The organism is Akkermansia massiliensis (assembly GCF_018847375.1).
GTDB lineage: Bacteria > Verrucomicrobiota > Verrucomicrobiia > Verrucomicrobiales > Akkermansiaceae > Akkermansia > Akkermansia massiliensis.
In genome coordinates this window covers 89,448-107,337 of the sequence record NZ_CP072036.1, presented here as the reverse complement: position 1 = coordinate 107,337, position 17,890 = coordinate 89,448, and the positions used below count along the sequence as shown (strand labels likewise).

General features: G+C 58.7%; 19 protein-coding genes and 1 tRNA gene. 3 read left to right on the top strand and 17 right to left on the bottom strand.

The genetic code is table 11. The features are described from left to right. Positions 1-249: 249 nt before the first annotated feature. Positions 250-1,404, top strand: coding sequence for an autotransporter outer membrane beta-barrel domain-containing protein (locus J5W70_RS00465; RefSeq protein ID WP_022397004.1), 1,155 nt, complete (start codon positions 250-252; stop codon positions 1,402-1,404). A 59-nt stretch (positions 1,405-1,463) separates the two neighbouring features. Here J5W70_RS00465 and J5W70_RS00460 read toward each other — a convergent pair whose 3' ends face one another. The 4 genes from J5W70_RS00460 to J5W70_RS00445 form a co-directional block, all read right to left on the bottom strand. Continuing rightward, positions 1,464-2,012 carry an 8-oxo-dGTP diphosphatase gene (locus J5W70_RS00460; protein WP_022397005.1) on the bottom strand — a complete coding sequence of 183 codons (549 nt, stop codon included), beginning with the start codon at positions 2,010-2,012 and terminating at the stop codon, positions 1,464-1,466. 237 nt (positions 2,013-2,249) lie between these two features. Then, positions 2,250-2,924: a YopT-type cysteine protease domain-containing protein gene (locus tag J5W70_RS00455; protein ID WP_180973720.1), complete on the bottom strand. Its 675-nt coding sequence runs from the start codon at positions 2,922-2,924 to the stop codon at positions 2,250-2,252. A gap of 85 nt (positions 2,925-3,009) precedes the next feature. After that, a complete protein-coding gene (locus J5W70_RS00450; RefSeq protein ID WP_022397008.1) occupies positions 3,010-4,338 on the bottom strand; it encodes an MFS transporter in 1,329 nt (442 codons plus the stop codon). Positions 4,339-4,437: 99 nt separating this feature from the next. Further along, a complete protein-coding gene (locus J5W70_RS00445) occupies positions 4,438-5,916 on the bottom strand; it encodes a mannitol dehydrogenase family protein (protein ID WP_022397009.1) in 1,479 nt (492 codons plus the stop codon). 318 nt (positions 5,917-6,234) lie between these two features. On the opposite strand from J5W70_RS00445, the gene J5W70_RS00440 reads away from it, so the two are divergent. Further along, positions 6,235-7,197, top strand: coding sequence for a PfkB family carbohydrate kinase (locus J5W70_RS00440; RefSeq protein ID WP_022397010.1), 963 nt, complete (start codon positions 6,235-6,237; stop codon positions 7,195-7,197). Between the two features lie 208 nt (positions 7,198-7,405). Here J5W70_RS00440 and J5W70_RS00435 read toward each other — a convergent pair. The 13 genes from J5W70_RS00435 to J5W70_RS00375 form a co-directional block, all read right to left on the bottom strand. Then, a tRNA-Leu gene (locus J5W70_RS00435) sits at positions 7,406-7,491 on the bottom strand. A 103-nt stretch (positions 7,492-7,594) separates the two neighbouring features. Continuing rightward, positions 7,595-8,110, bottom strand: a complete 516-nt coding sequence (locus J5W70_RS00430) for a hypothetical protein (RefSeq protein WP_022397011.1) — start codon at positions 8,108-8,110, stop codon at positions 7,595-7,597. Then, complete coding sequence (tcdA, locus tag J5W70_RS00425) at positions 8,107-8,901, bottom strand: tRNA cyclic N6-threonylcarbamoyladenosine(37) synthase TcdA (protein WP_102721360.1); 795 nt, start codon at positions 8,899-8,901, stop codon at positions 8,107-8,109. Before tcdA ends, J5W70_RS00430 begins: the two co-directional genes overlap by 4 nt. Then, positions 8,898-9,413: a hypothetical protein gene (locus J5W70_RS00420; RefSeq protein WP_215841925.1), complete on the bottom strand. Its 516-nt coding sequence runs from the start codon at positions 9,411-9,413 to the stop codon at positions 8,898-8,900. The genes tcdA and J5W70_RS00420 overlap by 4 nt, the downstream gene beginning before the upstream one ends. Positions 9,414-9,493: 80 nt before the next feature. Beyond that, positions 9,494-10,297 (bottom strand): TIGR00282 family metallophosphoesterase, encoded by an 804-nt coding sequence (locus J5W70_RS00415; protein WP_022397014.1) that lies wholly within the window; start codon positions 10,295-10,297, stop codon positions 9,494-9,496. A gap of 33 nt (positions 10,298-10,330) precedes the next feature. Next, positions 10,331-10,522 carry a universal stress protein gene (locus J5W70_RS00410; protein WP_215841924.1) on the bottom strand — a complete coding sequence of 64 codons (192 nt, stop codon included), beginning with the start codon at positions 10,520-10,522 and terminating at the stop codon, positions 10,331-10,333. Further along, positions 10,506-10,802, bottom strand: coding sequence for a universal stress protein (locus tag J5W70_RS00405; protein ID WP_215841923.1), 297 nt, complete (start codon positions 10,800-10,802; stop codon positions 10,506-10,508). The genes J5W70_RS00410 and J5W70_RS00405 overlap by 17 nt, the downstream gene beginning before the upstream one ends. Before the next feature lie 84 nt (positions 10,803-10,886). Then, positions 10,887-11,852, bottom strand: coding sequence for a tryptophan--tRNA ligase (trpS, locus tag J5W70_RS00400; RefSeq protein ID WP_022397016.1), 966 nt, complete (start codon positions 11,850-11,852; stop codon positions 10,887-10,889). A gap of 182 nt (positions 11,853-12,034) precedes the next feature. Continuing rightward, on the bottom strand, positions 12,035-12,898 hold the full coding sequence (locus tag J5W70_RS00395) for an NAD-dependent epimerase/dehydratase family protein (protein WP_022397017.1): 864 nt from the start codon (positions 12,896-12,898) through the stop codon (positions 12,035-12,037). After that, positions 12,895-13,590 carry a 2-C-methyl-D-erythritol 4-phosphate cytidylyltransferase gene (gene ispD / locus J5W70_RS00390; RefSeq protein ID WP_022397018.1) on the bottom strand — a complete coding sequence of 232 codons (696 nt, stop codon included), beginning with the start codon at positions 13,588-13,590 and terminating at the stop codon, positions 12,895-12,897. Before ispD ends, J5W70_RS00395 begins: the two co-directional genes overlap by 4 nt. Next, the gene (locus tag J5W70_RS00385; protein ID WP_022397019.1) at positions 13,587-14,042 is read right to left on the bottom strand and encodes a GatB/YqeY domain-containing protein; all 456 of its coding nucleotides are present in this window, start codon (positions 14,040-14,042) and stop codon (positions 13,587-13,589) included. The genes ispD and J5W70_RS00385 overlap by 4 nt, the downstream gene beginning before the upstream one ends. A 120-nt stretch (positions 14,043-14,162) precedes the next feature. Further along, on the bottom strand, positions 14,163-15,077 hold the full coding sequence (locus J5W70_RS00380) for an SMP-30/gluconolactonase/LRE family protein (protein WP_022397020.1): 915 nt from the start codon (positions 15,075-15,077) through the stop codon (positions 14,163-14,165). Positions 15,078-15,207: 130 nt separating this feature from the next. Beyond that, complete coding sequence (locus J5W70_RS00375; protein WP_022397021.1) at positions 15,208-16,764, bottom strand: 2-isopropylmalate synthase; 1,557 nt, start codon at positions 16,762-16,764, stop codon at positions 15,208-15,210. Between the two features lie 169 nt (positions 16,765-16,933). Between J5W70_RS00375 and J5W70_RS00370 the strand changes: the two genes are divergently transcribed. After that, complete coding sequence (locus J5W70_RS00370; RefSeq protein WP_022397022.1) at positions 16,934-17,812, top strand: fumarylacetoacetate hydrolase family protein; 879 nt, start codon at positions 16,934-16,936, stop codon at positions 17,810-17,812. Positions 17,813-17,890 lie beyond the last annotated feature (78 nt).

Here is a 17,890-nt window from a genome sequence, read left to right as displayed (position 1 = left end):
CCGCTTATCCCGCGGTGACGGGAAAAACGGGAGCCGGTCAGAGGGGTGCGTTTCCTGAAGAAAAAGAACAGGGAAAAACAGGAAAAATACTAACCGGTCCGGAATGCATGAACGGCAGGCGGGGACGGGCAGGGAGGAGTTCTCCGGAGTATGGGAAATGCATTTGATACACAAAACAGGTGTCAGAGCGCGCTTGAAAAAGTGAAGGCCGGTTCCAACCTCCGGCCATTAAACCCATCATACCCGATCATGAAACTATCCCGTATTTCCTTATGGAGCCTGACCCTGGCAGGATGCCTGCCTGCCGTGCGCGCCGAATCCTGGAACCAGTTCCCGGAAAGCGGTCCGGAAACCACGCTGGATTCCATGTGGGCGTCCGCGGCTTATGTGCAGACGCTGGTGGAAGCCTCCTCCGCCCAGATAAATATCTCCCGTTTTCAGCAGAAGGGACCGTCCAACCTGTGGGCGGGCGCTCTGGGCAGCTTTGGCGATGCCGGAATCCGGAACAACCAGCCTTCCTTTGACTACTCAGCCGCCGGCTACGCGCTGGGGTATGACTACGGCACGTATGGAGAAAAATCCGGTTCCCTGCTGGGTCTGGCGTTCGGGCAGATGTTCGGGCACCAGAACATTCAGGAAATGCCGGACTATCCGGACGGTCCCCTAGAGGGAGACCGCTTCCGGCAGTCTGCGTGGATGGCCAACCTGTACGGCGCCTTCTTCCGGGAAACGGGCCCGCGGTCCAGCCTGCTTCTTGCCGCGAATGCGGCCTTCGGCAGTACGGAAAACAAATGCCGCCACAGTGATGCGTGGGGAAACGCCTCCAAGTGGAACTCGGAAACGTTCCAGGCGGGGCTTTCCGCCTCCTGGCGCTATCAGGTGACGAACTCCTTCAGCGTGATCCCCTTTATGGGAGTAACGTATGTGCACGGAGCCAACAAGGTGAAAAGGGATGACCGGGGCGGTTACGGCGATTCCTCCTGGTGGGGGGATTACTGGTGGGACGACGACGACTGGGACGATGACGATGATGATAACCAGCGGCGGGACAACCGGGGCACGTTTGACAATGTGTCCCTGGCGATGGGGGTGACGCTGGAACACGTTCTCCGCCTGTCCGGAAACACCGTATGGATCAATGCCCTGTCCGGGAGCTACTGCCCGGACATCTACCGGAACGATCCCCATTACACGTTCCGGGACGGCTGGTGGGAAGGGGATGAATACCGGGAATCCCGGTACAAGGGGAAGGGCTACTCTCCCGGAAAGCAGTCATTCAAAGTCAAGCTGCTGTCCAGAATGGTCTTCAATGACAGATGCTCCGTCTTCGCCTCCTACCAGGCGCATTTCAGGGAATCCTTCCTGGAGCATCAGGCGGCGCTGGGCGTCTCCGTCTCCTTCTGAACATTGATGCTGCCGGGGGAGAGCCGGAAGGAAAAAAAGTCCGGTTTCTCCCGGATGGCTCAGAGGGAAGGGGAGGCGGAGGGCGCCTGTTTTTCCTTGCCGGGGCAATCCCCGGTTTTCAGGGAAAACTCCAGCATCCGGTCCCCCTCAAACGTGAAAAACGCCTCAAACCGTTTCCCGTCCAGCATGGCGGGAAGCCAGAACCGGTCATCCTGCCACATGAGATCGTAGGGAATCCCGTCCACCGGGCACCAGAAAGGCTCTGCCTCCGGCGTTTCCAAAGGGGTGCCCTTGAAAGAGGACGCCATGAACACGTGGCAGCGGATTTCCGGAATGGTGCCGCACGTGAAGGAAAAATTCAGCACGCCCATTTCCCGGGCGTCCGCAACGTCAATGCAGAGTTCCTCCCGGACCTCCCGCAGCACACACTGGAGGGCCGTTTCCCCCGGCTCAAACTTCCCGCCGGGTCCGTTCACCTTCCCCGCGCCGATCCCCCTCTTCTTGCGTATCAGGAGAATCTTTCCGTCCTGCACCACAAACATCAGGGTGGCGAGGATATCAGGGGTCCACTGGGCAGGCCATTGAAAGCCGCTGCTTCTGTCTTGCATGGGCGCATGTTACAGGATGAGAGGGAAATCATGAAGAAAAATGCGAAATAAACCTGGTTGCCGCCAGTTCCGGGACATGGTTTCGCGCCGGTGAGGTATGAGGGTTGAGATGAAGACTTGCCGATTATGGAAAAGGAAAATCCCTCTCAACTTCTCATGGAAGTTGAGAAGGATTACCGTCAATAATTTGCCTCCTGCTGCGGAGGACTCATCCCAGGAATGAGTGGTAGTTTTTCCTTAATAAAAAGCATCCAGGTGAAAGATATTGTTAAACCTGCCTTGGTAGCGATGATCAATGGTTAGAAATGCTTCTTTAAGTTCTCCTGGCAGATCGGTCTCGCTGTCGCATTCCAGAACGAAGAAGTTGGGGTCAAAAATGTGCACCTTCCCCTTTTCGTGGTGAATGCCGATGGCGTGTCCATTAGGTTCGGCTCCTCGAATGGCTAAAATAGTGTAGGTGACGTCCTGTTGTAAAATCTTGGAAATAGCGTAATCCATAAAATTATTTTGGAAGAAGTTTACTGGGACCATTTCGTTATGCAGCATCCGCATTCCCCCTTCAATAGCCATTTTTTCACGGCTACGGACAATGACATCCGCCATGTCGTTTTGTTCATGGAAAACGGAGGCTTTTGCCGCGTATCCCTCTCCATAGATAAGGGATGCCTTTGAAATGGACTGATTACGAGGCGTACTGATGCTGTGTTCAATATCGGCCCAGAATTGACTTTCTTCATGACGATGGCATGCAATGAGCCAATAAGTGACCAGGCCCAGACATATTCCGGAAGGATAAATATTCCCTGTCTGGCGAATCAACTGTCCCTGACTGAATGATTTTATTTCTTTCATGATTCTTCTTAATGAAATGGTTGAGAGCGCATCATTCCATGAAGAAGAGGCGGAGGACATGATGGTTTTCCCTGAGGGAAAATCAACTTCCCGGAGCATGGGACGGGCTGTTCCGCCGGACCCGGCTTCTCCCCCGGAAAAGAAATCAGTCCGTTCCTTCCAGCAGGTCTTCTTTCCTGACGCGGGAACCCGCAAGGGCGTAGGCAAGCATGACCAGTTCACAGAGGAAGACAAGCATCCATGACCAGCGCCAGCTTCCCAGCGCGTCCGTCAGCGCTCCCTGGAGGAAGGGGAAAACGGCGCCGCCGAACACGCCCATCATGAAAATGCCGGAAGCCTTGGCGGTGTATTTTTTCAGCCCCACGGTGGCGAGCGTGAAAATACAGCCCCACATGACGGAATGGAACAACCCTACGGAAACCAGCACCCACAGGTTATGGGTGTAAATGGCGACCAGCGTCAGGATGGCCGCCGCGGAGGTTGCCGCCGTCAACTGGACACGGGGGGAGATATGGTTCAGCCAGCTGGAAACGATGCGCCCCACCATCAGTCCGCCCCAGTACAGGGAGGCCAGCAGGGCCGGAATGCCCAGGTCCACTCCCCACACCACCAGGTTGCTGGAGCCCAGGAACAGCAGCGGTTCATCCGAATTGCTGAGTTCCAGGGCGTGCAGGTTCACGTTGATGCCCACGGACACCTCTGCGCCCACATAAAAGAAAATGGCGATCACGCCCAATGTCAAATGCCGGAAGGACCAGATGCTGCGTTCCAGTTTTTCTCCTTCTCCGGCCGTGGTGTCCCGGATGTTGGGCAGGTAAAGGCGCTTCGTCATCAGGGTGACCAGCGCAATGAGGACGCCCAGGATAAGCAGCGGAAGCATCAGCTGCCGCACGTGGACGCTCTCCATGGGCAGTCCGGCGAACAGGATGCCGGTCACGAAAAACGGCGCGATCGTCGTTCCGAAGGAGTTTACGGCGCAGACGATGTTGAGGCGCTGGACGGGCTGGGTTCCCTTCAATTCATAGGACGTCACGTAGGGGTTGATGACGACCTGCAAGACCGTGGCGGAGGTGCCCATGGCATAGGACCCCGCCAGAAAAATAAAATAGCCGTAGGGGATGCTGGCCCCGGCGATCGTCGTGCGCAGGTCCCCGAACTGGACGGTGAACCATGCGGACAGGAAAAAGACGGCCAGCCCGAGCACCATGAACAGGAGCCCCCGTATCAGCGTGGTCTTGTAGCCGTAGCGGTTGATCCAGCGGGAGGCAATGTTTCCGTTCACCAGGTACGCCAGGAAAAAGAAAAAGGGAATTAGCGTGATGAACGTGTTTTTCAAGGCGCCGGCATCCGACAGGAAGGCGCTTTGCAAAGGCCCCTGGAACTGGCCGTTCACGGTGGACAGGAACCCGACAAGGAAATAAATGAAGGTCAGGGCAAGGAAGGGACCCAGGCGTGAATGCGGTTGTGTTTCCATGAGGAGGGTGAGAGGTGAAAATGCAGAAAAAGGAAGAGACCGGAAAGGTTTCTTCATGCCGCCCGGAACAGGGTCCGGAAGGCATGAAGAATTGTATGACTACGGAAGAATCAATTTTTCCAGAACGGGGAGCACGCCGTCTTTTTCAAGCTTCTCCACCATGCCGAGGTACTGGCTGACGAACTTGTCCGCCGCCTTCAAATCCGTGCTCCGGAAGGGGGAGAGGGCGAGGAAATCCAGCGGGTCGTCGCTGGCGATCAGCTTCCGGTCCTCCTTGGTCAGCCAGGGCTCGTTCACTTCATAAGCCTGGCCCCGGTCATCCTTTCCGTGCTTCAGGTAATGGCGGTAGGCGGCCACGAAAAACGCCAGGCGTTCCAGGTCGGCGCCGTCCCTGATCATCTTCGTTAAAACGGGCATCACATACACGGGAATCTTGGAAACGCCGTCAAAGCACAAGCGGCTGATCTGGTCGCTCACCGCCTTGTTGCCGAAGCGTTCCAGCAGGGTCTTCTTGTACAGCTCCAAATCCGTATTCCCCGGAGGCGGAACGTAGGGGCCCGCGTCCCGGTCCATGAAAAGGCGCAGGTAGCGGGCGAACCGTTCATCCCCTACCGCCTCGTCCACCCGGCGGTACCCGGCCAGAAAGGCGGGGTAGGACAGCAGGGAGTGGGACGCGTTCAGCAGGCTGAGCTTCATATTCTCATAAGCGGAAACATCGTCCGTAAACTCCACGCCCACGGTTTCCCAGTCCGGGCGCCCGGCAATGAAATCATCCTCAATCACCCACTGGATGAAATCCTCCGAATAGACGGGGGCGGCGTCTTCCACGCCGCTCTGCGCGTCCAGTCGCTTGACGTCGTCCGGCGTGACGGCGGGCGTGATGCGGTCCACCATGCTGTTGGGGAATGTCACGTTCTTCTTCACCCACTGCGCCAGCCCGGGATCCTGGGCCTCGATAAAGGAAGTGAACGCTTTCCGGGCCGTGTCTCCATTGTGCTGGAGGTTGTCGCAGGATAGAACGGTTACGGGGCCTGCGCCGTCCTTGCGCCTCTTCCGCAATCCGGCGGCCAGGAACCCGAAAACCGTCCGGGGATGGTCGGGATGTTCCAGGTCATGTTTCACGTCCTTGCTGTTGAGCATGAACTCATCGGTTTCCTTATCCAGATTGTATCCCCCTTCCGTAATGGTCAGCGTGATGATTTTAGTGCGGGGGTCCGCAATCCTGTCGATGACCTTTTCGGGATCCTTCGGCCCCCACGCCAGATCCACCAGGGAGCCTATCTCATAAAACTCGTCCTTGCCGTCGCGGCCGCAGACCGTCAGCGTGTAAAGGCCGTCCTGGCTCTTCAGCACCTTGTAAAGGGGTTCGTCCTGAGGCAGCAGCGCCACTCCGGAAATTCCCCATTCGTCACGGCCGCCCATGCCCAGAAGCTGGTTCGTGTAAAACTCTTCATGCGCGCGATGGAAGTTGCCCACTCCTATATGGACTATCCCCGGCTGAATGGTTGTCCTGTCATAGGGGACGGGAGCCCCCGGAATCTTCGCCTTGCCCTGTCGTTTCAGTTCCTTCTTCATCATCTTGAAATGAGGTATGGTATTTGCCGTCTCATACTAATGGGCATTTCCGGAGAGGCGGGTGTTAGGGATATGCCAGACTTTTTCCCTATCCGGCGGATTGATCACGCGCCGCAGGGGACCGTTCACGGAAAAATCCCGGATTTTTTTACGGGCACGGTTTCCACAGGGCGCGATGGGACCCCGGCAGTACGTCCTTTGCCGGCATGACTGGAATGAACCTCTTTTTCCTTTCCCGGAACAGGCGGCGCGTTCTATGCTTTACTATCTCTACCGGCTTTCCTTTATGCCGGAAGGACCACCTTCAACATTTGGAAAAGCATGTATGACGTCGTAGCCCTCGGAGAACTGCTGGTGGACTTCACCCCCTGCGGAGTGAGCGCCCAGGAACTGCCCGTTTACCAGGCCAATCCGGGGGGAGCCCCCTGCAATGTCCTCTCCATGCTGTCCCGGCTGGGGCGCAGGACCGCCTTCATCGGCAAGGTGGGGCATGACATGTTCGGGAAAATGCTCCGGCGCACGCTTCAGGAGGAAGGCATTGACGATTCGGGGCTGGTCTCTTCCCGGGAAGTCAACACCACCCTGGCCTTCGTCCAGATTGACGAACATGGCGACCGTGATTTTTCCTTCTACCGCAATCCCGGCGCGGACATGAAACTGACCTCCGGGGAGGTGGACATGGCGCTGGTGGAAAACACGCGCGTATTCCACTTCGGGACCATCTCCATGACGCACGGCGACGTGCGGCGCGCCACAAGGCATGCCGTCAGCCATGCCCGGGAGAAGGGTGCCCTCGTCTCCTTTGACCCCAACCTCCGGCCTCCCCTCTGGCCCAGCCTGGAGCTGGCCCGGGAACAAATGCGCTACGGCTGCGGCGCGTGCAGCGTCATGAAAATAGAGGTGGAGGAACTTCTGTTCCTCACCGGGTGCTCCTCCATGAAAGAAGGGCTGGATGCCCTGAAAAGGGAATTCGGCAATCTCCGTCTCATCCTCGTGACAGGGGGCAGGGAAGGAAGCTGGGCTTCCTATGGAGACACGCTGGTTTACCAGCCTACGTTCCTGAAGGTCAATACCATTGACACGACGGGCGCCGGAGACGCTTTTTTTGGTTCCTGCCTGGACTGGATTCTGGAAACAGGGCTGGAAAACCTGACGGAGGGACAGTTGGCGGACATGCTTTTATTCGCCAACGCCGCCGCGTCCATCGTGACGACGCGCAAGGGCGCCATCCGCTCCATGCCGAACCGCGTGGAAGTCCTGGCCCTGATGGCAGGGGGCGTTTGAAAGGCGTCGTAAATACACAACTTCCTTCATTGGTTTTTACCTGAACTGTTTCCAGCGAGTAAACAAGAGGGAGGACCTTTCATTTCTTGCAGCACATTCCCGTTTCGTGTCGATAAAAGTTGTATAAATATACTGCGGTTTGTCTTGCAATTGTCGATAAACAAAAACCGCAAGCGCTTATGAACAGCAACTTGCGGTATAAAAGGGATGGTGCTCGAGAGGGGACTCGAACCCCTACGTCTTATCGACACTAGATCCTTAGTCTAGCGCGTCTACCAATTCCGCCACCCGAGCATGGGTGCCTTAAGGCGGGGAGTTTTTAGCGCAGAGGAACGAAGATATCAAGCTTTTTCTTCTTTTTTATCCTTTCGATTCCGTTTTTTGAAGAGGGATTTTCTTAGCGGACCGGGAGGGAGGTAGCCACGGGCATGATGGCCGGGCGCAGAGTGACGGCCTTGGTGTCATATTTTTCCGAGGGTTTGAAGAGCCAGCCGGGATCGGTGCTGACAGCTTCAAACCTGGTCGGCTTGAAGATGGGCAGCCTCAGGTTGGAGTTGGGCTCGTAGCCGTATTTGCCCGTGTACTTGCCGTAGACCCTGTATTCATAGTTGTTGTCATAGGCGTAGCGCGGGCTCCCGGCGTATTCCGGCAGGCGGTCCGGGGTCCGGCAGGAGCTTTCATCCATGATGACGAGCTGGGCCGTTCTCCAGGTCTGGCCCGGCTGGCGCAGGTACCCCCAGAAACGCGTTGCCGGCACATGGTAACGGCGTCCGACGAAGTAGTTGCCCCTGGGTTCGCGGGCGATTTCCGCATTGCGGGCGTTGATGCCGGCGATGTCTTTTTCCAGGGAGTTGCACTGGGTCAATGCGGGAAGGAGGACGGCCCCCAGCAGGGGAAGCAGGAGTTTGTTCATGGCTGTGATGGTGTTTTTTTCTTGTTTAAGAGCGTTTGAATGGCGGCGGAAGCCGCGAAGAAGCCGAAGGTGCCCGTGATGTGGGTGATGGAGCCGAATCCGGAGTCACAGCCCATTTTCCCCTGGAATTCCGGGTCGCGCGTGCAGGAGGTTTCTCCGTCGCAGGTGGGGTAGACGGGAGTTTCCTGGGAGAAGACGCAGGGGATTTTCAGTTTCCGGGCTTTTTCCCCCAGCGGTAGGCCGTAGTCTTTTTTGAGCTTGTAGCGCAGGCTGGAGAGCAGGGGGTCTCCCTTGGTGCGGGAGAGGTCGCCTATTTCTATTTTGGCGGGGTTGACGCGTCCTCCCGCGCCGCCGCAGGTGACCAGCGGCTGTTTGCTGCGGTAGCAGGAGGCAATAAGATGGGCCTTGGGAATCAGGGAGTCAATGGCGTCAATGATGACGTCCGGTTTCGTCTCCAGCAGTTTTTCCGCATTGGAGGCCGTGTAGAAGCTGTTGATGGAGATGATTTCCGCCTCCGGGTTGATTTGCCGGAGGCGGGCGGCCATGGCTTCTGTCTTGGACTGGCCGATCGTGGTTTCCAGAGCGTGGATTTGCCGGTTGGTATTGGTGATGCAGAGGTCGTCCAGGTCCATCAGGATAATGGCGCCGACGCCCGACCGCGCCAGGGCTTCCGCCGCCCAGGAACCCACGCCGCCAATGCCGACGACGGCCATGCGGGAGTTCCTGAGGATGTCCAGCCCGCTCCTTCCATACAGGCGGCCTATGCCGCCGAATCTGGCTTCATAGTTCATGGCTGCGTGTTTGAACCGGAGTGGGGAATTAAGGAGAAGACGGGTGCCAGAGGGCCCTTCCGTTTTTCCATCGTGAAGATATAATAGCGGGGGGAAGCCGTTTGTTCCGGGCGGCAGGAGGCGGGAAGGCCTGCGCCCCGGTTCCAGCAGATGAGGCAGGTGTTTCCATGCACAGCAATCAGCATGTCCCATCCACCCCCGTTTTGCTGGGGGATGCCGTCTTTTTTATCCTGGTAGCGTACGATGCCGTCCTGCCGGACGGTAAAGAGGACCATGCGTCCGCAGGAGGGCATGGCGATGGCAGCCGTATTTCTGCATGCTACGGCCAGTTTTCCGTTGTTCCAGGAGAGGGTGACGGGCTGCCGGTTATCCCGCTTTTCCGTGAGGGTGAGTGAGGGATGCTGCCGGAGCAGGCTGTACTGGAGCGCCGGCTGTCCGTCCGGTGTGAGGAAGCAGGATGCGGGAAGCCGATGCCAGCCTTCCCTGTGGGCCATGTTTTGGTAGTCCCTCACGGCGTTTCCGTTGTGTCCGGAACATCCGCAGAGCGCCGTCAACAGGCATGATAAGAGGAAGGCGGTGGCAGTCTGCATGGTCAGGAGGCCGGGTTTTCCACGATTTTGCTGATGCGGGCGATGTTGAGGGCCCTCCCGGTGGCTTCATCCACCTGCACGACGGCTCCGCAGAGGCGCACGGGCCAGTTCGCCACAGGGAATTTGGCCGGCATGGAGGTGCGGAAGCGTTGGATAATGGGTTCCCGTTCCCGGCCCAGCACCCCGACGGCGGGGCCGCACATGCCGGCGTCCGTCAGGTAGGCGGTGCCGTGTTCCAGAATGGTTTCATCCGCCGTCTGCACGTGGGTGTGCGTTCCGATGACGGCGGAGACCAGTCCGTCCAGATTGTAGCCGGTGGAGATTTTTTCACTGGTGGTTTCCGCGTGCATGTCCACAAAGATGACCTGCACGCCTTCTTCCTCCCTGAGTCTTTTGGCTTCCGCTTCCGAGATGAGGAAGGGGTTTTCAAGCGGCGGCTGGATGAAGGAACGTCCCTGCACCTGCATGACGGCTATTTTTCCCCTGGGCGTTTCCACCACCACGCTTCCGTGTCCCGGTGTCCCCTGCGGGTAGTTGACGGGGCGCAGCACGCGCGGTTCGGAGTCCAGCCAAGGAGCCAGTTCCGCCTGGTCCCATACATGGTCCCCCGTCGTGATGACGTCCACTCCCGCATGCAGCAGTTCCTGCGCCAGACGGGGCGTAATGCCGCGCCCTGCGGCCGCGTTTTCACCGTTGACGATGACAAAGTCCGCCCCATGCTCCTTTTTGAGTTCCGGCAGCATGTGCTTCACGGCGGTGCGGCCAGGTTCGCCGACCACATCGCCTATAAAGAGTATGGTAATCATGAAGTGGGACGGGACTGGTGCGGATGGCGGTTTTTACTGCTCTTCCTTGGTGACGGGAACCACCAGCACGGGCACGGGGGATTTCCGCATGACGGAGCTGGCTACGCTGCCCAGAAAGACGGTGGAAAGGAAGCCGTGGTTGTGCTTGCCCACCACGATCATGTCAATGTGGTGTTTTTCAGCATAGTTGATGACCGCTTCGCTGATTTCAAATTCGTCTTCCACAGCCTGGATGATGGTTGCGTCCGTCAGCCGGGAGAGTTTTTTCCGCCGTTTTTTGCAGATGGTTTTTTGCGATGGAGATGACTTCGTTTTCCTCCGTCTGGTCCATCACGGGGACAGGCACTTCATCCGGCAGCACGCCGGAGACTTCATAACAGATGCTGGGTTCCACAATGTGGAGCAGATGGATGATGCTGTCGTTGGGGCAAGCCAGTTTGCCGATCTGATGAATGACGGCGTCCGTGGCGTTGGAGAAATCAATGGCTACCAGAATATTCTTCATATCTTCCTGTATAACATTCCGTGCTTTTCCATGCCACTAAAAAACGTGTGCTGTCCCCGGTTCTCCCGGCATTCCATTCCCGGTTCAGATCAGGCCCACGGCCCGGCGCACCCTGTCCAGCACTACGGAGGCCGTTTCCCGCGCCTTGCGGGCCCCTTCTTCCAGCGTCCGGTGCACGTAGTCCTGGTTGGCTTCCAGTTCCGCCCTGCGTTCGCGCGCGGGACGGAAGTATTCCCAGTAGGCGTCAAAGAGGCGTTTTTTGAAGTCGCCATAGCCGCAGCCTCCGTTTTTGAAGTCGCGGACCATGTCTTCATAGCCTTCCGCAGAGGCGAAGAGCTTGTAGAGCTGCAGGATGACGGAGCCTTCCGTGGGTTTGGGATCTTCCACAGGGGTGGAGTCCGTGGGGATTTTCATGATGAGCTTGCGGACGGCTTTTTCCTCACCGAAGATGGGGAGCGTGTTGTTGTAGCTTTTGCTCATTTTTTGCCCGTCCAGCCCCGGCACGATGGCCGTGCTTTCCGCAATGAGCGCATCCGGCAGCTTGCAGGTGCCTTCGCCGAATTGTTCGTTCATTTTGCCTGCCAGGTCGCGGGTGACTTCCAGGTGCTGCTTCTGGTCCTTGCCTACGGGCACTAGGTCGGAGTCATACATCAGGATGTCCGCCGCCATGAGGACGGGGTAGGTGAAGAGGGCGTTGCTGGGGGAGAACCCCTTGGCGATTTTGTCCTTGTAGGAGTGGCAGCGTTCCAGCAGGCCCACCGGGCAGACGGTGCCGAGTATCCAGGCCAGTTCATTGACTTCCGGCACGGAGGACTGGCGGAAGAAGACGCATTTTCCAGGGTCCAGGCCCACGGCCAGAAAGTCCGTCGCCAGGTTTTTGCAGTTTTCCCGCAGGGCCTCCGCGTCGTGAACGGTGCTCATGGCGTGGTAGTCCGCCAGAAAGTAGTAGGATTCTCCGCGTTCCTGCATGCGGACGGCTGGTTCCATGGCTCCGAAGTAGTTGCCGACATGCAGCTTGCCGCTGGGTTGAAGTCCTGTGATGATACGCATTGCGCGCAGGATTTTGCCTGTTCGCGCCCGGCAAGTCAAGAAAGGGGAGAGTCAAAGACTGGCGGGGAGGCTGGCCGGGCGCCTCGCCTGTTCCGGTATGCGTCCTGCGTTTGTTCTCTCTCTTTTTCATGCCTGACCGGAGCGTTTTCTTGGGCATGAAGAGAAGAAGCGGCGGCGGGAGTTTATTCTCCCCCCGCTTCCAGCGCTTCCAGCACGTTGTGCACGCCGTCCGCAAAGCTTGGGTAGAGCGGCTCCCAGCCCAGGGCCAGAAGGCGGGAGCAGGAGATTCTCTGGCTGGAAAAGCCGCGGCGCGCTTCCGCCTGGAGCGGTTCGGGCTGTGGCGCGGGCATGCCCAGCAGTCCGGAGAGGTAGGAGTAGATTTCTCCCAGCTGCATGGGGGTGCGGTCCGTCAGGTTGTAGATGCCGGTGGGCGGTTCCCGGAGCGTGCAGAGCAGGTGCAGGGCGGCCACGGCGTCATCCCGGTGGATGTAGTTGATCCACCTGTCCATGTTTCCGGGGAGGGCCGCGCCCTTCTTGCAGTATTGGGAGACGAGCACGCAGCGGTCCGGTCCGTAGAGAGCTCCCAGCCGGACGACGGTGCCTCCCGCGGCCAGAACCGCCTGTTCCGCCTGAATGAGGAGGCCGCTTTTTCCGGAGGCGGGGTAGACGTTATGTTCCTCCGTGATCCAGCGTCCGTCCGTGATGCCATAGACGGAGGTGCTGGAGCAGAAGATGACCGGCGTTCCGGGGAAGGCTTCCAGCGTGTTCTGCGTTCCGCGGATGTAGAGGCTGCGGTAGGCTTCCTCTGAGCCTCCCCGCGTGCTGGCGCACATGACGATGATGTGGGGGGAGGGGATGCGGGCGGCCAGGCTGTGCATGGAGGCTCCCTCCGTGACGTCCGCTTCATAAATGGCTTTCTGTGCGTCAATGTCCGCCGTAAGGGCCGTGTGACCGGCTTTCCGCAGGCTCTCCGCCAGCGCTTTTCCCAGGTAGCCCGTTCCCAGAATGAGGACGGCGCGGGGTTCTGTACACAGGAGGCCGGTCATGAGTCTTTGCGGAGGTGTTTGAGTTCCAACAGCGTTTCAGCCCGGGAGACATCTTCCGGCCAGGTGATTTTGGGATTTGGCTCATGGTTGTGCACCAGCCGCGTGGGATGGCCGATGAGCTGCAGGGCGGTTACTTCATCCGTCACCTGCATGTTCCGTTCCGTGACTTCCACATACGCATCCAGCAGGAGCGGGTATTGGAAGACCTGCGGGGTTTCCATGCACCACAGGCCGTCCCGGTCCACCTGCTCCGGCAGGGTGAAGCGTTCTTCGTCCGCGCGCTTCAAGGTGTCCGTCACGGGATGCGCGGAAGCGGCCGCTCCGCATTCCCTGGCAGTCTGGATGCAGCGGGAGATTTGCTCTACCGTGATAAGGGGGCGCGCTCCGTCGTGCACGGCCACAAGTTCCGGCGTGTAGAGAAGGGCTGCCAGGCCGTTCTGAACGGATTCATGCCGTTCCGCTCCTCCGTCCACGCGGGTGACGGGTATTTCCGTCTCCAGGTCCGCAGCATCAACGGCGCGGAAGCGCTCTTCCGGGCAGACGACCACGATTTCCGTGATTTCCCGGCAGTTGGCAAAGGCCCGGATGCTGCGTTCCAGCACCTTGACGCCGTGCAGGGGGGCCAGCAGCTTGTCAAATCCGGCGCGCCGGGAGGACCCGGCCGCTACAATGATGGCGGCACAGCATTTCATGATAGTCTGGCTGACACCATGCGGGCCAGTTCCTTGCCGTTGACCCTGCCGGCGGTGCGTTCCTGCATGAGTTTCATGACCTGTCCCATGTCTTTTTTGGTGGAGGCTCCCGTTTCCTTCAGGACGGCTTCCAGCATGGCCTCCGTTTCCTCTGCGGTGAGTTCAGCAGGCATGAATTGCTTGAGGACGGCGATTTCCGCTTCTTCCTTGTCGGCCAGTTCCGGGCGTCCGGCGGAGCGGAATTGTTCCGTAGAGTCTTCGCGCTGCTTGATTTGCTTGCGGACCACGGCCAGTTCTTCCGCTTCCTCCAACTGGGTTCCCAGGCCTCCCTTGGCGATGGCCGTGTTCGTCAGAGCCGTCTTGAGGGCGCGCAGCGTGTTGAGGGTGACGGAGTCTTTTGCTCTCATGGCGGTTTTCATCCCTTCCATGATTTGGTCTGAAATCTTGCTCATATCCCCATTAACTAAGCGCATCCCCACGTGTACTTCAAGCCGTAAATTGAAAAAGGCCGCCAGCGCGGGAAATGCCCGCCGGCGGCCCGGAGAGGGAGTTGAAGAGCGGAACCGCCCGGTTTATTTTTTCCCGCCGATGGGCATGATGTGGATTTTCTTTTCCGCCATGCCCGGAACCACGATCATGGAGTCATACAGGATAAAGTCCGCCGCGCCTTCAATGGGACCGGTGGCTGCCGGCGCGGAACGCCCCGTTTTCAGGTCCAGCCTGCGGATGGCTTCCGGTTTTTTGTCCTTGGACCAGTCGCTGTAGTAAAGGGCGTTGTCACGGTACACCAGGCCGTCGTATTGCCCCCGTTCCTTGGAGAGTTCCGTGACTTCCCGGGAGACGGGGTTGATGGAGAGCAGGCGGCCGCTGGGCTTGCCTTTTTCATCCGTGGCGTATTCGCAGAGGTAGATGACTTTTCTTTCCGGGTCCCAGGCCAGGCCGTTCGGCTTGTAGATGGGCTGCTTGGTGACCAGCTCCCCGTAGGAACTGGTGTTCGTGTCCACGTAGAAAATCTGGTCGGTATCCGTGGAGGAGACCATGAGCCTGCCGTTGATGAACGCCAGGTCGTTGAGAAATTTCATGCGGGAGGGGGACAGGTCCACATACCCCTCAATGGTGCCGGTTTTGGCGTCTATCTTGTAGACCATGTCCACATCCGTGCAGTACAGGAAGCCGTCCTGGTACAGGAGCCCCTTGGGAGCGTCCAGGGTGTCCACGTCCGTGATCTTTTTAGGTTCCGTGGAGCCGTGCGGGATAACGCCCAGGTAGCCGTCCTTGTCCTTTTCCGTGGGCGCCAGTTTGGCGCCGATGCAGGTGAAGTAGATGTTGCCCTCCGCGTCCGCAGCCACGCTTTCCGGGTGGCCGTCAATGGCAATGGTGGCTTTTTCCAGCGGAGGCAGCGGTTTGGCCGGCTCCGGCTGTTTTTTGGTTGGAGGAGCTGCCAGCGCGCTGCACGCCAGGCAGAGAAGGAGTAGTGTTGCTTTCATGGGGTTGTACGGTGTAAAAGGCTTGGAATTTATGGCACGGAAGCAGGAGAAAAGCAAGCCGTAGGAGCTGCCCTGCGGACGCCGTGCGGAGGTGCGCCCCGTTCGCGCATGCGTACCGGGGCGCTCCGGGTCAGATGGCTCCTGCGTCCAGATTGTTGGGCTGGGGCATGTTTTCCATGCGGATGGAGCGGTTGACCGCGTTCAGGTAGGCCCGGGCGGAGGCTTCAATGACGTCCGTGGAGGCTCCCTTGCCCACGATGGGCTTGGGCTGGCCGAAGTCCACGTGCACCGTGACTTCCCCCAGGGCGTCCTTCCCTTCGGAAGCGGCGTTGACGCTGTAGCCTTTCAGCGTGCCTTTGCGCTTGGTGATGCGTTCAATGGCCTTGATGACGGCGTCCACCGCTCCGTTGCCCGTGGAGCTGTCTTCAAATTTTTTACCTTCCTTGAGCAGTCCTACCGTAGCCGTGGGCCGGGCGTGGCTGCCTGCCACGAATTGCAGGAAGTCCAGCTCCCACAGGCCGGAGGAGGCGTGCAGGGAGTCGTCCACAATAGCGGACAGGTCATCGTCATAAACGAATTTCTTGGAGTCTCCCACTTTCTTGAAGCGCTCAAAGACGGCGTTTACTTCCTCTTCCGTGAGCACATGCCCCAGTTGTTCCAGCCTGGCCTTGACGGCGGCGCGGCCGGAGTGCTTGGTGAGCGGGAGTTCCGTGGCTCCCCACCCGACCGCCTGCGGATCCATGACTTCATAGGTTTCCCGGCAGTTGAGGATGCCGTGCTGGTGGATGCCGGAGGAGTGGGCGAAGGCGTTTTCCCCCACAATGGCCTTGGAACGCTGCACCTGCATGCCGCTCATGCGGGCCACAATGCGGGAGGTGCGGACGATTTCCCGCGTGTTGATATTGTCCGTGACGTCTCCGAATTGCCCGGCGCGGGTGCGCAGGGCCATGATGACTTCTTCCAGGGCCACGTTCCCGGCGCGTTCGCCAATGCCGTTGATGGTGCCTTCCACCTGCCGGGCTCCGGCGCGGACGGCGGCCAGGGAGTTGGCTACGGCCAGGCCCAGGTCGTTGTGGCAGTGGACGGAGATGACGGCTTTGCCGATGTTCGGCACGTTTTCCTTGAGGTGGCGGATGATGCGGTAGAATTCGTCCGGCGTGGTGTAGCCCACGGTGTCCGGAATGTTGACGGTGGTGGCTCCGGCGTCAATGACGGTTTCCACCACCTTGGTCAGAAAGTCCAGGTCCGTGCGGGAGGCGTCTTCCGGGGAGAATTCCACGTCCTGCACGAATTGCCTGGCGTAGGAGACGCCTTCCGCGGCCATGCGCAGGATTTCCGTTTCCGCCTTTTTCAGCTTGAACTGCATGTGCAGCTTGCTGGTGGCCAGAAAGATGTGGATGCGGGCGCGGTCCCCGGCGGGTTCCAGGGCCCTGGCGGCTGATTCAATGTCCGCCTTCACGCAGCGGGCCAGTCCGGCGATGCGGCATTTTTTGATTTCACTGGCGATGGTATGCACGGCTTCAAAGTCGCCGTCGGAAATGCAGGGGAAGCCGGCTTCGATCACGTCCATGCCCAGCCGTTCCATTTGACGCGCCACTTCCAGCTTTTCGCGTAGGTTCATGGATGCTCCGGGGCATTGTTCTCCATCGCGCAGGGTAGTGTCAAAAAAGTATATTTGGTCGGACATGGGTTGATGATATTAAGTCCCGGTATAATAATGTTTTGCTCCGGCAACGCAAGCCCTACGCGCTACATGCCCTCACGGAGGGGGGAATGAACAGGGCGTAAGGCCGCTGCGGGTGAAGAATGACGGAACCGTTCTTTGCCTGAAAATGGAAAAGCTGTAGGATGAGAGGGTGAAAATCAGATTTTACCTGAATGACCAGGCGGAACGCATCATGGCCCTGTGGAGTGAAAGCCGCGGGGAGTACCTGGTGGCGGATTCCGTGTTTGCGGAGGTGGATGCCTGCATTTGCGGGGAAACGGATTCCAGCGGAGAGGAGATGAAGCGCATCGCTGCGTTTCTGGATAATCCAGCCGCCAAGGCTGTAGATCCTGACTGGATGATTGATACCGCGCTGCCCTGTTCTCCCTCCAAGCTGGTGTGCCTGGGAAAGAGCTATGCGGACCACGCGAAGGAGTTTGACGGCGATCCCGTGCAGGAGCCGGCCATTTTCCTGAAGTCCCCTTCCGCCATTACCTCCTGCAGCGACGTCGTTTTATACCCGCCCGGGTGTGACAAGCTGGATTATGAGATTGAACTGGCCGTAGTGATCAAGAATGTGCTGAAGAACGCTTCTCCGGAGGAAGCTGCGCTGGCCATCAGCGGCTATACCCTGATGTGTGATTATTCGGAAAGGGCCAACCAGCTGGAACATGGCGGCCAGTGGACCAAGGGGAAGAGCTACGACAGCTTTGCCCCGATGGGCCCTACTTTTATTTCCGCGGAGGAACTGGGGGACGGCTCTGGTATTCCGCTTGAATTGAAGGTGAACGGGGAAGTTCGCCAGCAGGGCAATACGGACGGCCTGATCTGGCCCGTTCCTCGCCTGATTGCCTATATTTCCCGTTTCATGACCCTGTGGCCGGGAGACGTGGTTTCCACCGGCACTCCGGGAGGCGTGGGCATGGGAATGAATCCTCCGGGTTATTTGAAGCCCGGGGACGTGGTGGAGTGGGGAAGCCCCGCTTTCGGCTATGCCTCCCAGGCTGTGGTGATTGATGACGAGGAGTAGGCCGGGCGTTCAAGCCTTTCAGGGAGTGGAGAAGGGAAAGGCTTCTCCGCGCGTGGACTGTGTTTTCTCCTGTCGCCG

Excerpts from the sequence above, each read along its gene's own strand:
- J5W70_RS00465 (WP_022397004.1), top strand. The coding sequence starts at position 250 with ATGAAACTATCCCGTATTTCCTTATGGAGCCTGACCCTGGCAGGATGC.
- J5W70_RS00460 (WP_022397005.1), bottom strand. The coding sequence starts at position 2,012 with ATGCAAGACAGAAGCAGCGGCTTTCAATGGCCTGCCCAGTGGACCCCT.
- J5W70_RS00455 (WP_180973720.1), bottom strand. The coding sequence starts at position 2,924 with ATGTCCTCCGCCTCTTCTTCATGGAATGATGCGCTCTCAACCATTTCA.
- J5W70_RS00450 (WP_022397008.1), bottom strand. The coding sequence starts at position 4,338 with ATGGAAACACAACCGCATTCACGCCTGGGTCCCTTCCTTGCCCTGACC.
- J5W70_RS00445 (WP_022397009.1), bottom strand. The coding sequence starts at position 5,916 with ATGATGAAGAAGGAACTGAAACGACAGGGCAAGGCGAAGATTCCGGGG.
- J5W70_RS00440 (WP_022397010.1), top strand. The coding sequence starts at position 6,235 with ATGTATGACGTCGTAGCCCTCGGAGAACTGCTGGTGGACTTCACCCCC.
- J5W70_RS00430 (WP_022397011.1), bottom strand. The coding sequence starts at position 8,110 with ATGAACAAACTCCTGCTTCCCCTGCTGGGGGCCGTCCTCCTTCCCGCA.
- tcdA (WP_102721360.1), bottom strand. The coding sequence starts at position 8,901 with ATGAACTATGAAGCCAGATTCGGCGGCATAGGCCGCCTGTATGGAAGG.
- J5W70_RS00415 (WP_022397014.1), bottom strand. The coding sequence starts at position 10,297 with ATGATTACCATACTCTTTATAGGCGATGTGGTCGGCGAACCTGGCCGC.
- J5W70_RS00405 (WP_215841923.1), bottom strand. The coding sequence starts at position 10,802 with ATGAAGAATATTCTGGTAGCCATTGATTTCTCCAACGCCACGGACGCC.
- trpS (WP_022397016.1), bottom strand. The coding sequence starts at position 11,852 with ATGCGTATCATCACAGGACTTCAACCCAGCGGCAAGCTGCATGTCGGC.
- J5W70_RS00395 (WP_022397017.1), bottom strand. The coding sequence starts at position 12,898 with ATGACCGGCCTCCTGTGTACAGAACCCCGCGCCGTCCTCATTCTGGGA.
- ispD (WP_022397018.1), bottom strand. The coding sequence starts at position 13,590 with ATGAAATGCTGTGCCGCCATCATTGTAGCGGCCGGGTCCTCCCGGCGC.
- J5W70_RS00385 (WP_022397019.1), bottom strand. The coding sequence starts at position 14,042 with ATGAGCAAGATTTCAGACCAAATCATGGAAGGGATGAAAACCGCCATG.
- J5W70_RS00380 (WP_022397020.1), bottom strand. The coding sequence starts at position 15,077 with ATGAAAGCAACACTACTCCTTCTCTGCCTGGCGTGCAGCGCGCTGGCA.
- J5W70_RS00375 (WP_022397021.1), bottom strand. The coding sequence starts at position 16,764 with ATGTCCGACCAAATATACTTTTTTGACACTACCCTGCGCGATGGAGAA.